Here is a 13,863-nt window from a genome sequence, read left to right as displayed (position 1 = left end):
CGGTTCACCAGCCGCGGGCCCGTGCCCCCTCGTGCATCCGCTGCTCGGCGATCCGGTCGGCGGCGGCGGCCGGCGGAACACCATCCGTCTTCGCACGTGCGAAGATCGTCAGCGTGGTGTCGTAGATCTTCGAGGCCTTCGCCTTGCAGCGCTCGAAGTCGAAACCGTGAAGCTCGTCGGCGACCTGGATGACCCCGCCGGCGTTGACCACGTAGTCCGGCGCGTAGAGGATCCCGCGTTCGGCGAGGTCCTTCTCGACACCCGGGTGGGCGAGCTGGTTGTTGGCCGCGCCGCAGACCACCCTCGCGGTCAGCACGGGCACGGAGTCGTCGTTCAGCGCGCCGCCGAGCGCGCAGGGCGCGTAGATGTCGAGCCCCTCGACCCGGATCAGCGCCTCGGTGTCGGCCACCGCCGTGACTCCCTGCGGGTGCCGGTCGAGGATCCGGCGCACGGCGTCCTCGCGCACGTCCGTGACGACGACCTCGGCGCCCTCGTCGCGCAGGTGCTGCACCAGGTGGTGGCCGACCTTGCCGACGCCCGCGACGCCGACCCGGCGCCCGCGCAGCGACGGGTCGCCCCACAGGTGCTGCGCGCTGGCCCGCATGCCCTGGTAGACGCCGAAGGCGGTCAGGACCGAGGAGTCGCCCGCGCCGCCGTTCTCCGGCGAGCGTCCGGTCGTCCAGCGGCACTCGCGCGCCACGACGTCCATGTCGGCCACGTACGTGCCGACGTCGCAGGCGGTCACGTACCGCCCGCCGAGCGAGGCCACGAACCGGCCGTAGGCGAGCAGCAGCTGTTCGGTCTTGATCACGTCGGGATCGCCGATGATCACGGCCTTGCCGCCGCCGTGATCCAGCCCGGCCATGGCGTTCTTGTACGACATCCCGCGCGCGAGGTTCAGGGCGTCGGCGACGGCCTCCTCCTCGGTCGCGTAGGGGTAGAAGCGCGTACCGCCGAGCGCGGGGCCCAGGGCGGTGGAGTGGAGGGCGATGACGGCCTTGAGGCCGCTGGCACGGTCCTGGCAGAGCACGACTTGCTCGTGACCCCCCTGGTCCGACTGGAACAGGGTGTGCAGGACGCCGGTGGATACGTCGGTCACGGTGGTGACTCCTGGGTAGCTCGCGGCGGTAGGGACGGGGGCTCCCGTACGGGTGGCGGGGCCTGTGGTGCTGAGCGTAGAGCCTGTACGGCCCGCCGAACGCGTACTGCTCGGGATCACCTCCTCCCGGAGTACGGACGTGCGACGATTTGCATGATTTCCGGCCCGTTCCACCGCCACCCGAGAGCGGTTCCGGAAGGTTTCCCGGTCGGTCCACAGGGGAGGGAGGATGCGTGCCCCAGGTGTCCTCGGTGATCGTTCCGTACGCGGCCTATCTGCGCGTGTACGAGCCGCTGGGCGCCTTCGCCGAGCCTGAGCGCGGCCACTGGGTGCGGTACGCCCGTCGCCCCGACCTCCCCTCCTACCAGGACGAGCTGCGCCGGTCGCTGGCCGACCTGCTGCCCACCCCGCCGGTGGCGGTGCCGGTGCACGAGAGCGGGGACGCGTTCGTCCTCGACGTCGACGGCGTGCTGTGCGTGTGCCCCTGGCGCACCCGGCTGCGCGGCTGGCAGGCCCTCGGTGAACTGGGCGACGAACTGCCCGGCCCGGTCCTGGACGCCGTCCTGCCCCCGCTGGTCCGTCTCCAGGCCGCCCAGGACTACGAGCGCTGGCTGGCCCGCAACCCCGACGCCCGCCCCTGGATCCGCACGGCGACCTGGCAGATCCCGCTGAACTGGTTCGTCCTCGTCGCCGACGACGAGCGGGAGTACGACAAGGGGACCGCGGAGGTCGCGCCCGTGCTGCGCTACCGCACACCGATGGTGCAGGCGCGCCGCCGGGTGGCCCGGGCGCTGCGCGCGCTGCGGGACGCCATGGACGAGGGGCCGCTCATCGAGGGTCTGGTGGACGTGGGGCGCTGGCTGGAGGAGTTCCACCCGCGTTCGCTGGTGGAACTGGATTACGGCGGACTCGTCCACACCCTGCCGGCCGGCGATCTGGAGGGCGACCACTCGGCGGCCGACGTCGCCGAGGGCATCGCGGCCCTGCGGAGGGGCGACGGCGCAGCGGCGGGCGAGGCATACGCGCGGCTGGTGGACCGGTGGCGGGCCGTGCGGGACCGGCGTTCGGCGAACTGACGGTGTGACAGACGCGACAGCCGTTCCCCCGGAGCTCCGAAAAAAGGGGCGTCGGCTTCGTCCGGAGCCCTTAGTGACGTACGTCACGGCCACGGAGCCTTCGAACAGCGTACGGTCGACCGCACTTCGCGGAACTGACGGGACGTTGATCCCGATCCGGGCTTTTGAGGCAAGGGTGATGGACCGCACGTACGCGGCCCTTGCGTCGCTTGCCCCTCCTCGTGCCAAAATAGGACAAGGAGTCCGGGGAGGGCTCCCTCCGTCCGCTTGTGTTCCACTGTGGGCGGGATCTCAGCATTGCACGCTTTGGGGGGTCTGGTGACTCCTGATCGTCCTGTGACTGATCGTCACAGTGGCGTGACTGTCCGCTATGGCATGGTCCATCGGCTTCCGTCGCCGATGAACACCTGGGGGGCAATTCCATCGGTTTGGCCGACGCGGCTGGACAGATGGTGTAGTTGTAGTGCCGAGGACAAGCCGTTCGTCCTATAACCGACTCGACTCGCGTCCGCCATTTCGGGCAACGCGGGTCAAGGTGCAGAATTTAGAGGAAAGAACCGAGAAGGTTCGGTTCTCCCGAGGAGGCCGCTCATGACCGCTCGCACCCCTGATGCTGAGCCGCTGCTGACCCCGGCTGAGGTCGCCACCATGTTCCGCGTTGACCCGAAGACGGTCACACGGTGGGCGAAGGCCGGCAAGCTCACGTCGATCCGCACGCTCGGCGGACACCGCCGCTACCGCGAGGCCGAGGTCCGCGCGCTGCTGGCGGGCATCCCGCAGCAGCGCAGCGAGGCCTGAACAACTGAATACCGGGTGGTGCGACAGGTCCCCCAATCTGTCGCGGCGCCCGAAACCTAGCTCCAAGCGACGCGGGTCTGCCCCAACAGGCCCGTTGCCCACACGGTGCGTCGTCGATCGCGCTGGACCCCGCCGGGTCCAGCGCGATCTTTTTTGTGCGCTCGGACCGGTGTAGCGGGAGGGTCTGTGAGTGGCCTTGTCGGAGTCTGGGGAGGGTCTGGGGGGGTTCCGGGGAGCACCTTCCAGAGTGGTGCAATTGCACATATTAAATTGACCAGTTGTAGGAGGTGGGTAAGAACCCCCGTTTCGGAAACTCATGCGGTGACACCCGTCACATGCCGCTGGCCTTGTTGGCGCCGTGGCATATGCGCTAGAGAGGGCTCCGTCTCCAGCGTCCCTTCCCCATACGGAGGTTGACGCCGCGTCGGCCGCTCGACGCGCCGCTCACGCCCCCGCGGGGCGCTCGTCCTCCACGGCACGCTCGGCCGCCTCCGCAGGGGCCTCCGCGCCCCGTACGGCACCGTCCATGGCCAGCCGCAGCAGGCGGTGACAGATGGGGCAGTGGCGGGTCAGATGCCGATAGGACGACGCGGCCGACAGGTGCGCGCGGAGCAGGGCCCGCGTCTCGTGCCTAGCCGATGCCGTCATACGCCACCTCCAGCGGGCCGCGCGGGGAACGGGGCCCTGAACCCTGGGTACCGAGGGAATGTGACGCCGTCAAGAGAGCGGTGCGCGTGCGCCGGTGGCCCGGCCGCCCCCGAAGGCCCGCCGACCACCCGAAACAGCCGGGATCCGGAGATTCGAGGTCCGGTCAACCGGTCACCCGCGCCGGCGCGCACGCCGGCGCGGGAGTGCTCGGCGGTCCGGGATGGGTCCGTTCCGTCCGGATCGGTCCGGTTCGGGAGCCGGCGGAACGGGTGCGGGGGCGGCCGTGAGCAGCCCGGGCGTCGGCCGTGGGGTGCGTGAGCGGTTCGGAGGCGGCTGGGGGGCGCGCGAGTGGTTCGGAGGCGGCCGCGGGGTGCGGTCCGTGCGGCGGCGGTGGGGTTGCGGGTGCGGAGGCCCGGCCGGCGGTGGAGGACCGGTGCCGGTGCTGGTGCCGACGGGTGCTGGTGTGGACTCGGTCCGGGGAAGGCCCGCGTGCCCTGCGGGGATACGCAGAAGACCCGCCCCTTGCGGGACGGGCCTTCTGTATCTGTGCGGTCCTGACGGGATTTGAACCCGCGGCCTCCACCTTGACAGGGTGGCGAGCACTCCAAACTGCTCCACAGGACCAGGTTTCGCGGCGCTTTTCCTGCGTTGCGCTGCGAGAAGGACTGTACAGGAGGGTGAGCCCCCCGGTCGAACTCACCCTCCGTGCGAGTGCCGCTACGGTACGGCGGCATCGATCGCCTTCACGATCCGCTTGTCCGAGACGGGGTACGCCGTGCCCAGCGCGTGGGCGAAGTAGCTGACCCGTAGCTCCTCGATCATCCAGCGGATGTCCAGTACCTGCTGAGATACCGGCAGGCCCGGGGGCAGTTGCTCCAGGAGCCAGGCGTACTCGTCCTGCATCTCGTGGACCTTCTCCATGCGGGCGGTGTCCCGCTGGACGCCGGTCGGCATCTGCTGCAGCCGCCGGTCCACGGCCACCAGGTAGCGCATGAGGTCCGGCAGCCGCCGCAGCCCCGCCCAGGTCACGAACCCGGGCTTCACGAGGGCGTCCAACTGCTTGCGCACGTCCGTCAGGTTTGCGAGCAGGGTCGGGCTGCTCACGGCCTTCAGACGGCGCTCACAGGCCTGCCAGGCGGCCAGCACCTGCTGCACCTGCCCGACCGTCCGCACGGTCGTGTCGACGATCTCGGCGCGCACCTTGTCGTACAGCTTCCGGTACGACTCCTCGTCCCACGCCGGCCCGCCGAAGTCGGCGATCAGCCTGTCCGCGGCCGCCATCGCGCAGTCGTCGAACAGCGCCTGGATCGACCCGTGGGGATTGGAGGACAGCGCGAGCTTCTGGGCATTCGTCAGCTTCTCGGACGCGAACTTCGCGGGATTGACCGGGATGTTGCGCAGGATCAGCCGACGCGTGCCCTTCCACATGGCCTCCGTCTGCTCGGCCTCGGTGTCGAAGAGCCGTACGGAGACGGTGTCGCCGTCGTCGACCAGCGCCGGGTACGCCTTCACGGGCTGGCCGGCGCGACGGGTCTCGAAGACACGGGTGAGCGTGCCGATCGTCCAGTCGGTCAGGCCCTTGCGCTCCAGTGACTCGCCGCCCTGCCGCTCGGCGGTGGCCGCGGCGGCCTGGGAGAGCGCCTGGCGTGCCTTCGGCTTCAGCCGGAGCTTCAGGGCCTCCAGGTCCTTGTCCTCGGCCAGCTTGCGGCGCCGCTCGTCGACGATCCGGAAGGTGATCTTCAGGTGGTCGGGGATCCTCGACCAGTCGAAGTCCTCGGCCTCGAAGGGGACGCCGACCATGCGCTTCAGCTCGCGGGCCATCGCCGAGGTCAACGGCTCCTGCACCGGCACCACCCGGTCCAGGAACCGCCTGGCGAAGTTCGGCGCGGGCACGTAGTTGCGGCGGATCGGCTTCGGCAGCGAGCGGATCAGCTCGGTGACGACCTCTTCCCTGAGGCCCGGGATCTGCCAGTCGAAGCCCTCGTCCGTGACCTGGTTGAGGACCTGGAGCGGGATGTGGACGGTCACGCCGTCCGCGTCCGCGCCCGGCTCGAACTGGTAGGTCACGCGGAACTTCAGCGGGCCCTGTCGCCAGGAGTCCGGGTAGTCGGCCTTGGTGACCGCCTCCGCCGACTCCCGGATGAGCATCTCCCGCTCGAAGTCCAGAAAGTCCGGCTGCTCGTGCCGCTTGTGTTTCCACCACGAGTCGAAGTGGGCGCCGGACACCACGTGTTCGGGCACCCGCCGGTCGTAGAAGTCGAACAGTGTCTCGTCGTCGACCACGATGTCCCGGCGCCGCGCCCGGTGCTCCAGCTCCTCGACCTCGCTGAGCAGTCTGCGGTTGTCGGCGAAGAACTTGTGGTGCGTTCGCCAGTCGCCCTCCACGAGCGCGTTGCGGATGAAAAGCTCCCGGGAGACCTCCGGGTCGATGCGCCCGTAGTTCACCTTCCGCTGGGCGACGATCGGTACGCCGTACAGCGTGACCTTCTCGTACGCCATCACCGCGGCCTGGTCCTTCTCCCAGTGCGGCTCGCTGTACGTCCGCTTCAGCAGGTGTTCGGCGAGCGGCTCGACCCACTCCGGCTCGATCTTCGCGTTGACCCGGGCCCACAGACGGCTCGTCTCCACCAGCTCCGCCGACATCACGAACCGGGGCTGCTTCCGGAACAGCGCCGAGCCGGGGAAGATCGCGAACTTGGCGTTGCGGGCGCCGAGGTACTCGTTCTTGTTGCCGTCCTTCACGTCCTTCATCCCGAGGTGGGAGAGGAGGCCGGCGAGGAGCGAGGTGTGGATGCTGTCGGCGGGGGCGTCCTGCTCGTTGAGGTGGATGCCCATCTGCTTGGCGACGGTGCGGAGCTGGGTGTAGATGTCCTGCCACTCGCGGATGCGCAGGAAGTTCAGGTACTCCTGCTTGCACATGCGGCGGAAGGACGACGAGCCGCGCTCGCGCTGCTGCTCGCGCACGTACCGCCACAGGTTGAGGTAGGCGAGGAAGTCGCTGGTCTCGTCCTTGAAGCGGGCGTGCTGCTGGTCCGCCTGGGCCTGCTTGTCGGCCGGGCGCTCGCGCGGGTCCTGGATGGACAGCGCGGCGGCTATGACCATGACCTCGCGGACACAGCCGTTGCGGTCGGCCTCCAGGACCATGCGGGCCAGACGCGGGTCGACGGGGAGCTGGGCGAGCTTGCGGCCGGTGTCGGTGAGCCGCTTGCGCGGGTCCTTCTGCGCCGGGTCCAGCGCGTTGAGCTCCTGGAGCAGCTGCACGCCGTCGCGGATGTTGCGGTGGTCCGGCGGGTCGATGAAGGGGAACTTCTCGATGTCGCCGAGGCCGGCGGCGGTCATCTGCAGGATGACGCTGGCCAGGTTCGTGCGCAGGATCTCCGCGTCGGTGAACTCCGGGCGGGCGAGGAAGTCGTCCTCGGAGTAGAGGCGGATGCAGATGCCGTCGGACGTACGGCCGCAGCGCCCCTTGCGCTGGTTGGCGCTGGCCTGCGAGATCGGCTCGATCGGCAGCCGCTGCACCTTGGTGCGGTGGCTGTAGCGGCTGATGCGGGCGAAGCCGGGGTCGATGACGTACTTGATGCCGGGGACGGTCAGGGAGGTCTCGGCGACGTTCGTCGCCAGAACGATCCTGCGACCGGTGTGCGCCTGGAAGACGCGGTGCTGCTCGGCGTGCGAGAGCCGGGCGTACAACGGGAGAACCTCGGTGAACCGGTACTTCTTCTTCTCCAGCGCGTCCGCGGTGTCCCGGATCTCCCGCTCACCGGAGAGGAAGACGAGGATGTCGCCCTGCCCCTCACCCATCAGCTCCTCGACGGCGTCGGTGATGGCGGTGATCTGGTCCCTGTCGGCGTCCTCGGAGTCGTCCTCCAGGAGTGGCCGGTACCGCACCTCCACCGGATACGTCCGCCCGCTGACCTCGATGATCGGGGCGTCGCCGAAGTGCCGGGAGAACCGCTCGGGGTCGATGGTCGCGGAGGTGATGACGACCTTCAGGTCGGGCCGGCGCGGGAGCAACTGCGCGAGGTAGCCCAGCAGGAAGTCGATGTTGAGGGACCGCTCGTGGGCCTCGTCGATGATGATCGTGTCGTAGGCACGCAGCTCGCGGTCGGTCTGGATCTCGGCGAGCAGGATGCCGTCGGTCATCAGCTTCACGAAGGTGGCGTCCGGGTTCACCTGGTCGGTGAACCGCACCTTCCAGCCGACGGTCTCCCCGAGCGGTGTCCTCAGCTCGTCGGCCACCCGCTCGGCGACGGTCCGGGCGGCGAGCCGCCGGGGCTGTGTGTGCCCGATCATGCCGCGCACCCCCCGCCCCAGCTCCATACAGATCTTCGGGATCTGGGTCGTCTTTCCGGACCCCGTCTCACCTGCGACGATGACGACCTGGTGATCACGGATGGCCTCCGCGATCGCGTCCTTCTTCTGGCTGACCGGAAGCTGCTCGGGATAGCTGACGGCAGGCATCCGCGCCCGCCGCGCCTCCATGCGCTCCTCGGCCAGAGCGACCTCGGCCTCGATCTCGGCGAGAACGGCGGCGCGGGCCTCCGGCTTACGGATCTTGCGCGCACCTTCGAGCCTGCGCCCGAGCCGATGCGCATCGCGCAGGGTCAGCTCGGCCAGGCGGGGGGCGAGGGCGCCGAGGGCGGGGGCAGGGTGCGTAGACATACGCGGTCCAGGATCTCATCCCGGGGAAAAACGTGGCGAACGCTTTTGCCGCGCCGTGTCTCCCGCCGATGTCCTGGGCGGACGGCTGCGGACGGCCGACCACGCACGGCGGACGGACTGCGGGCACGGGCGGCGAGCGGCGAAGGCGGGCGAGGACGGCGTCAGCAGCCGTGACGGGCCTGTCGGCCGGAGGCCTCGTCCAGCAGATCCGCCAGGCAGACAGGGCCGGCGGACGTCCCGGAGTGAGTCGCTGGGCCGCCGCGGACGTCCGTGCGGCTGACCCGGCTCCTCAGGTGTCCGGAACCGCTCCGCACCGTCACGCCAATGAAGAACCCCCGTCGAGGATCTCGACGGGGGTTCTCTCGCTGTTCAGCGACGGTGGCTGGGGCCGGGGTCGAACCGGCGACCTTCCGCTTTTCAGGCGGACGCTCGTACCAACTGAGCTACCCAGCCACGAGGTTTCACGTGAAACCTCAGCGGTCCTGACGGGATTTGAACCCGCGGCCTCCACCTTGACAGGGTGGCGAGCACTCCAAACTGCTCCACAGGACCAAGCTTTGTGTACGACAGTGTCGCACACGGTGTTGCGTGCCCCCAACGGGATTCGAACCCGTGCTACCGCCTTGAAAGGGCGGCGTCCTAGGCCGCTAGACGATGAGGGCTATCGGCCCGCCTGGGCGCTTCTCAGCGCGTCGGGGACGTGAGAAGCATATGGGATGGCGGGAGGGATCGCCAAAACGGTTTACGGGACGGTGGCCGAGGGGCTGTCCGCGGGCGGGACGGAGGCGGTGGGGGACGGCGTGTCGGCGGAGGGGGTCGGAGCGCTGGGTGAGGGGCCGGCGCCCGGCTGGTTCTCCTTCGGGAGGTGGCGGCTGACCTCGGCCGTCGTCAGCCCCAGGCCGCCCAGTTCGATCTCGTCCCAGGCCTGGAGGCGGCGGGTGTCGCGGTCGAAGTAGAGGATCGACGCCTGGATGGGGTCGGGGTACTTGCCCTCGACGGCGCGCAGACCGCTGCCGCCCGTGGAGCCCTCGATGCGCAGCCGGGTGCCCTTCTCGAGGACCTCCATCTCCTCGTGGTGGACGTGCCCGGCCAGGACGAGGGGGACCTCGCCGTCGGTCCGGCGGGCCGCGGCGGGTTCGTGGGCGACGGCGATGTCGACGGGGGTGCCCCGGGTCCGCTGGACGCGCAGCGCGGACGCGAGGCGGTCGCCGGCCCGTTCCTGGAGGCCCTCGGTGTTCTGCCGGGTGGAGCGGTCGGGGGTGAACTGGGGGTCTCCGATGCCGGCGAAGCGCAGACCGGCGATCGTGACCGCGCGGCCGTCGTCCAGGACGTGGACGTTCTTGATGCCCCCCAGATACTCCTGGGTGATCTGCGAGTCGTGGTTGCCGCGTACCCAGACGTAGGGGGCGCCGAGGTCGGCGATGGGGTCGAGGAAGCCGTTCTCCGCGGCCGTGCCATGGTCCATGGTGTCGCCGGAGTCGACGATGACGTTGACCTTGTACTGCGCCACGAGCGAGGCGATGATCTTCCAGCTCGCCGGGTTGAGGTGGATGTCCGAGACGTGCAGGACGCGGACGGTGGTGGGGTCCGGCTGGTAGGCGGGCAGGGTCGAGGTGGCGTCGTAGAGCTTGGTGACGTTGGTGACCAGGCGGGCGAGTTCCCGCTGGTAGACGTCGAACTCGGTGACGATGCTGCGGGCGTTGCCGACGAGGGAGGGAGCCGAGGCGAGCAGTCCCGAGAAGCGGGGTTCGAGGACCGACTTGGGGTTCCAGGTGGCGTACGCGGTGGCGCCGGAGGCGGCGAGGAGGGCCAGCGCGAGCCCGCCGGCGGCCAGGGCGCGGCGGGGCCTGCGGTAGACGGCGAGGCCGAGGGCGGTGGCGCCGACGACGACGGCGACGCAGGAGCGGACGGCGAGGTCGAGGGTGCCGTGCTCGACGTCCCGGGCGACCTCGTCCTGGAGGCCGGAGAGACGCTCGGGGTGGTCCACGAGGGCCTGGGAACGGGCGGGATCGAGCTGGTCGACGTTCACGTCCAGGCGGACGGGGGCGATGTGGCTGTCGAGGTGCAGGGCGCCCAGCGGCGAGACGTTGATCTTGGTGCCGCCGGTGACGGACGGGCGCAGCGTCATCGTCGTGTTCATGGGGCCGACGGGGACGCCGACGTTGCCGACGACGAGCAGGCCGAGCCAGGCGCCGAACAGGACGACGGCGGTGAGGCCGGCGGCGCGGCCCCAGGGGCGGGGCCGGTGGGTGAGTTCGGGAGTGACGGGGGAGCGGCGGGAGGAGCGGATCCGGTTCAGGTGGTTCTTGGGGCTCAGGGCGGCTGCGGGGACGCGGACGCGGACCATTGGTCCCGTATGCCCAGGTGCGCGCCCCGATATGCGGGCCGTTCGTGCCCCTCGTACGGCGCCCGCGTGCCGGAGAATGGGTTTGTGCTGGAGATGACGCGCGAGGAGTTCGAGGAACTGGTCGCCGAGGCCCTGGACCGGATTCCGCCGGAGCTGACGCGGCTGATGGACAACGTCGCGGTGTTCGTCGAGGACGAGCCGCCGGCGGACGATCCCGAGCTGCTCGGGCTGTACGAGGGCACGCCGCTGACGGACCGGGGCGAGTGGTACGCGGGGGTGCTGCCCGACCGGATCACCATCTACCGGGGGCCGACCCTGCGGATGTGCGGTACGCGCGAGGAGGTCGTCGAGGAGACCGAGGTGACCGTGGTGCAGGATGCCCCGTCGTACACATCTTTTGCTGATCTTCGGCCAACTGGATGAGTCGCCGGTAGAGCCTGGTATCCGTCCTGGTCAGTGGCGTTATGGTGCGTGGCCGGGGATGCCCGGAAGTCAGCCCCAGCCCAGTTCGTGGAGCCGGGCGTCCTCGATGCCGAAGTGATGCGCCACCTCATGGATGACGGTCACCGCAACTTCGTGCACCACGTCCTCCGGCGTCTCGCAGTAGCGCAGGGTCGGGCCCATGTAGATCGTGATGCGGTCGGGGAGGACTCCGGCGTACCACTCCCCGCGCTCGGTGAGTGGGGTCCCTTCGTACAGGCCCAGTAGCTCCGGATCGTCCGCCGGGGGCTCGTCCTCCACGAACACGGCCACGTTGTCCATGACCCGCGTCAGCTCCGGCGGGATCTGGTCCAGGGCCTCACTCACCAGTTCTTCGAACCTGTCGCGTGTCATCTCCAGCACACCGTCATTGTCCAGGACGACCGCGCGTAGCGGAGTGGCTGTGGAGCCGTCGTGCCGTAGCGCACAGCCGTGGCACCACCCGGGGACGGCCGGCCAGGGCTGTGCGGTGTGGCGGCGGGGTCAGACGCTCAGCGGGGGGTGCTGGTGCTTCCAGCGGAGTGCCGGTTGGTCACCGATCCGGTAGGAGCGGGCCTGAGTCGTGATCTGCTGTCCGCCGATCCAGTACGCGTGCGCTGTGGGAGTGACCTCCATGCGCACGGCGGTGATGTCGGGTTCGCCAGCGTCCCGCCAGGCGGTCAGCGTGTTTTCGAGATGGCGACTGGTCCCCCTTGCCGGACTGCCCATCCGTTCCCGCCGGCGGTGAGGGCGGCGAACGCCTCGCGTGCCGTGTCGAACAGGTAGACCGTCTCCCGGCTGTCGCTGACCGCCCGTACGAGATGGGCGCCAGGCGCGGCAAGCTGAGCCAGGAAGGCGGGCACCCAGTCGTCCAGGATGCCGGGGGAGAGGGTGCTCCGCCGCTCGGTGTCGGCGTGCGCGGCGCGGGCGGAAAGGTCCCCGGAGAGCGGGACGGCCGCCTCCGCCCGGGCAGGCATGAACGAGGTTCGACCGATGATCCGGCCCTCTGCGGTGCCGTCGTCCTTGACGGTGAGTTTCGCCAGGCCGGTGCCGTAGGACCAGGCGCTGGGCCCTACGGTGGCGAGGATGATCCCGCCGGGCTTGGTCTGCCGGCATGGTGGAGGAGGAGGTGGGAAAGTCGGTCACCGACCCTTTGGCGGTGTCGGCTGTCAGGTGGCCGTCGAGCTGGGTCACCCAGGTCTCGTTCTGGTAGATGAGTGAGGGTCGCTCGTCCTTGTCGGCGTTGTGGCTGATGGGAACGTACTGGGTGATGCCGTTGGGGCCCGGCTCGTCCTTGAAGAACGACGGGAGGAACAGTTCCCGGGGTACGGATTCGATGGCCTTTCGCCACGCTGGCGTCTTCAGGACTCCTCCGTCTGCCAAGTGGTCAGCCAGAACGCGGCGGAGGGTCGCGGGGTCGGAGTGGGTCACGTTGTGGCTCCTTGTCCCAGGAGATCAGCAAATGCGGCAGCGATCGGTAGCCCGGTCTCCTCTTCGAGCCAACCCCATTGGCCGTTCGGGTTCAGCTCCAGCCACTGGAGGTCACCATCACGGGTGATGCACAGGTCAAAGCTGCCGGAGGCAAGGCCGAAATGCTCCAGGTGGGCGGTCAGCGCCCCTCCACCCCGGTGGGCAGAGTCATGGGCCTGTAGGTCAGGGCGCTGTAATCCGCCCGCCAGTCCAACAGGTCGGAGTCGATCCTGATGGCGAACACCTTCGGGCCGACGACGACCACCCGCACGTCCGCGACCTTGTTGACGCGCGCCTGGAACAGGTGCGGGACCACCCAGCGTTCCGCGATGGCCAGGAGCGCAGGGGAGTCATCCTCCAAGGCGGTCAGGTGGCCGACCAGCGCCCCCGTGACCAGCGCGTCCGCATGGTCACCCTTCATCAGCGTTCCAGGGCACCTGCCGCTCATCTGGCGACGCGAGCAGCGATAGCGCGGCCAGGGATTGCCGTTGCGGATCCAGTACGCGTCGTACGACATCCGGGCCCCGCACTCCGCGCAGTTGAGGAAGTCCGACAGGAGTGAGATCGCCCACCACTTCGGCATCGACGACGCCCGGCTGCACGCGCTCGGGTACGGCTGACGGGCCCGCGGCGCGGAGCCGTCGTGAACGGGGCGCGTGTCCTCCCGCGGGCGGAGGGAGTTGGGGAGGTTACTTCTGCTTCTCCCCCGGAGGTGGCCCTGTGCGCCCCTTGTACGTACCCGTTCGCCTGGCCGCCACGGTCATGGCCGTCGCCGCGGCCGCCGGATGCATGAGCGTGGGGGACGGGGAGGGGGGTCGGGTCGAGCCGTCGCGGTCGGCGGGGCAGCGGGGCGGTGAGGCGCCGGACGGCGGGCCCGGCGGGCCGGCCGGCGGGCACGGGTTCGGCGCGGCGGGCGGCGAGGGCAGGCACGGGCACGGCAAGGGCGGCGGGAAGGGCGGGGCGGACCGGTCCGGGTCCCCGCAGGCCTCCCCGTCGGCGGGCGTGAGCGCACCCGCCTCCACCGGGGCGCATCCGGGCCGGAGCGAGCATCCGGGCATGCCCGGGCCGCCGAAGGAGGAGCCGACACCCACCCGTTCGGCCGATCCCGAGCCGCCGTCTTCGCCGGAGCCGCCGCCGTCCCCGGAGCCCCCGCCGTCGCCCTCCCCGGAGCCGTCGTCCTCGGCGCACGAGGAGCCGGCGCCGCAGCTCGTGGAGCGGGAGCCGGCGCCCGAGGCGGGTTCGCCGGCCTGAGACACCGCACCGACCACCGCCCGGGGTGTGACGCACGTCCCTGGGACCCGGTT

Annotated in this window: 12 protein-coding genes, 4 tRNA genes and 2 pseudogenes; 5 read left to right on the top strand and 13 right to left on the bottom strand. The window is 70.1% G+C overall.

The window, feature by feature from the left end; genetic code table 11:
- Window positions 1–4 precede the first annotated feature (4 nt).
- The gene (locus ACZ4YY_RS08500) at window positions 5–1,099 is read right to left on the bottom strand and encodes a Leu/Phe/Val dehydrogenase (RefSeq protein WP_468285376.1); all 1,095 of its coding nucleotides are present in this window, start codon (window positions 1,097–1,099) and stop codon (window positions 5–7) included.
- 233 nt (window positions 1,100–1,332) lie between these two features.
- On the opposite strand from ACZ4YY_RS08500, the gene ACZ4YY_RS08495 reads away from it, so the two are divergent.
- Entirely contained in the window at window positions 1,333–2,175 is an 843-nt protein-coding gene (locus ACZ4YY_RS08495; RefSeq protein WP_468285373.1) for a DUF8083 family protein, read from the top strand.
- 591 nt (window positions 2,176–2,766) lie between these two features.
- Window positions 2,767–2,973: a developmental transcriptional regulator BldC gene (bldC, locus tag ACZ4YY_RS08490; RefSeq protein WP_003949541.1), complete on the top strand. Its 207-nt coding sequence runs from the start codon at window positions 2,767–2,769 to the stop codon at window positions 2,971–2,973.
- A gap of 444 nt (window positions 2,974–3,417) precedes the next feature.
- Here the strand turns inward: bldC and ACZ4YY_RS08485 are convergent, their stop codons facing one another.
- The 7 genes from ACZ4YY_RS08485 to ACZ4YY_RS08455 all read right to left on the bottom strand — a co-directional run bounded on the left by ACZ4YY_RS08485 (window position 3,418) and on the right by ACZ4YY_RS08455 (window position 10,630).
- Complete coding sequence (locus ACZ4YY_RS08485; protein ID WP_468285370.1) at window positions 3,418–3,621, bottom strand: DUF6274 family protein; 204 nt, start codon at window positions 3,619–3,621, stop codon at window positions 3,418–3,420.
- Between the two features lie 549 nt (window positions 3,622–4,170).
- Window positions 4,171–4,245: transfer RNA gene (locus ACZ4YY_RS08480), tRNA-Asp, on the bottom strand.
- A gap of 93 nt (window positions 4,246–4,338) precedes the next feature.
- Window positions 4,339–8,283, bottom strand: a complete 3,945-nt coding sequence (hrpA, locus tag ACZ4YY_RS08475; protein WP_468285367.1) for an ATP-dependent RNA helicase HrpA — start codon at window positions 8,281–8,283, stop codon at window positions 4,339–4,341.
- Window positions 8,284–8,662: 379 nt separating this feature from the next.
- Window positions 8,663–8,736: transfer RNA gene (locus ACZ4YY_RS08470), tRNA-Phe, on the bottom strand.
- Window positions 8,737–8,760: 24 nt separating this feature from the next.
- A tRNA-Asp gene (locus tag ACZ4YY_RS08465) sits at window positions 8,761–8,835 on the bottom strand.
- Window positions 8,836–8,872: 37 nt separating this feature from the next.
- A tRNA-Glu gene (locus ACZ4YY_RS08460) sits at window positions 8,873–8,945 on the bottom strand.
- Window positions 8,946–9,025: 80 nt separating this feature from the next.
- The gene (locus ACZ4YY_RS08455) at window positions 9,026–10,630 is read right to left on the bottom strand and encodes a metallophosphoesterase family protein (protein ID WP_468285364.1); all 1,605 of its coding nucleotides are present in this window, start codon (window positions 10,628–10,630) and stop codon (window positions 9,026–9,028) included.
- Window positions 10,631–10,714: 84 nt separating this feature from the next.
- Here ACZ4YY_RS08455 and ACZ4YY_RS08450 point away from each other — a divergent pair, with 84 nt between their 5' ends.
- A complete protein-coding gene (locus tag ACZ4YY_RS08450) occupies window positions 10,715–11,053 on the top strand; it encodes a metallopeptidase family protein (RefSeq protein ID WP_468285361.1) in 339 nt (112 codons plus the stop codon).
- A 69-nt stretch (window positions 11,054–11,122) separates the two neighbouring features.
- On the opposite strand, the gene ACZ4YY_RS08445 is transcribed toward ACZ4YY_RS08450, so the two are convergent.
- The 5 genes and pseudogenes from ACZ4YY_RS08445 to ACZ4YY_RS08425 form a co-directional block, all read right to left on the bottom strand.
- Window positions 11,123–11,473: a metallopeptidase family protein gene (locus ACZ4YY_RS08445; protein WP_468285358.1), complete on the bottom strand. Its 351-nt coding sequence runs from the start codon at window positions 11,471–11,473 to the stop codon at window positions 11,123–11,125.
- A 120-nt stretch (window positions 11,474–11,593) separates the two neighbouring features.
- Window positions 11,594–11,725 carry a hypothetical protein gene (locus ACZ4YY_RS08440; RefSeq protein WP_468285355.1) on the bottom strand — a complete coding sequence of 44 codons (132 nt, stop codon included), beginning with the start codon at window positions 11,723–11,725 and terminating at the stop codon, window positions 11,594–11,596.
- A 44-nt stretch (window positions 11,726–11,769) separates the two neighbouring features.
- Entirely contained in the window at window positions 11,770–12,066 is a 297-nt protein-coding gene (locus tag ACZ4YY_RS08435) for a hypothetical protein (RefSeq protein WP_468285353.1), read from the bottom strand.
- A 450-nt stretch (window positions 12,067–12,516) separates the two neighbouring features.
- Window positions 12,517–12,875, bottom strand: a pseudogene (locus tag ACZ4YY_RS08430) (MvdC/MvdD family ATP grasp protein); the annotation flags it as partial.
- Between the two features lie 126 nt (window positions 12,876–13,001).
- A pseudogene (locus tag ACZ4YY_RS08425) lies at window positions 13,002–13,076 on the bottom strand (hypothetical protein); the annotation flags it as partial.
- Here ACZ4YY_RS08425 and ACZ4YY_RS08420 point away from each other — a divergent pair.
- Both ACZ4YY_RS08420 and ACZ4YY_RS08415 read left to right on the top strand, forming a co-directional pair.
- A complete protein-coding gene (locus ACZ4YY_RS08420) occupies window positions 13,048–13,179 on the top strand; it encodes a hypothetical protein (protein WP_468285350.1) in 132 nt (43 codons plus the stop codon). The pseudogene ACZ4YY_RS08425 and the gene ACZ4YY_RS08420 overlap by 29 nt on opposite strands.
- A 100-nt stretch (window positions 13,180–13,279) precedes the next feature.
- Window positions 13,280–13,810: a hypothetical protein gene (locus ACZ4YY_RS08415; RefSeq protein ID WP_468285347.1), complete on the top strand. Its 531-nt coding sequence runs from the start codon at window positions 13,280–13,282 to the stop codon at window positions 13,808–13,810.
- Window positions 13,811–13,863: the final 53 nt, after the last annotated feature.

The organism is Streptomyces sp. NPDC030143 (genome assembly GCF_055573695.1).
The sequence above is the reverse complement of the archived record's forward strand: the minus strand, read 5'-3'. Positions and strand labels throughout refer to the sequence as shown.

What these genes read in the sequence shown, in the direction of transcription:
- bldC (WP_003949541.1), top strand. Translation starts at nt 2,767, where the DNA reads ATGACCGCTCGCACCCCTGATGCTGAGCCGCTGCTGACCCCGGCTGAG.
- ACZ4YY_RS08455 (WP_468285364.1), bottom strand. Translation starts at nt 10,630, where the DNA reads ATGGTCCGCGTCCGCGTCCCCGCAGCCGCCCTGAGCCCCAAGAACCAC.
- ACZ4YY_RS08440 (WP_468285355.1), bottom strand. Translation starts at nt 11,725, where the DNA reads ATGGAGGTCACTCCCACAGCGCACGCGTACTGGATCGGCGGACAGCAG.
- ACZ4YY_RS08435 (WP_468285353.1), bottom strand. Translation starts at nt 12,066, where the DNA reads ATGCCTGCCCGGGCGGAGGCGGCCGTCCCGCTCTCCGGGGACCTTTCC.
- hrpA (WP_468285367.1), bottom strand. Translation starts at nt 8,283, where the DNA reads ATGTCTACGCACCCTGCCCCCGCCCTCGGCGCCCTCGCCCCCCGCCTG.
- ACZ4YY_RS08485 (WP_468285370.1), bottom strand. Translation starts at nt 3,621, where the DNA reads ATGACGGCATCGGCTAGGCACGAGACGCGGGCCCTGCTCCGCGCGCAC.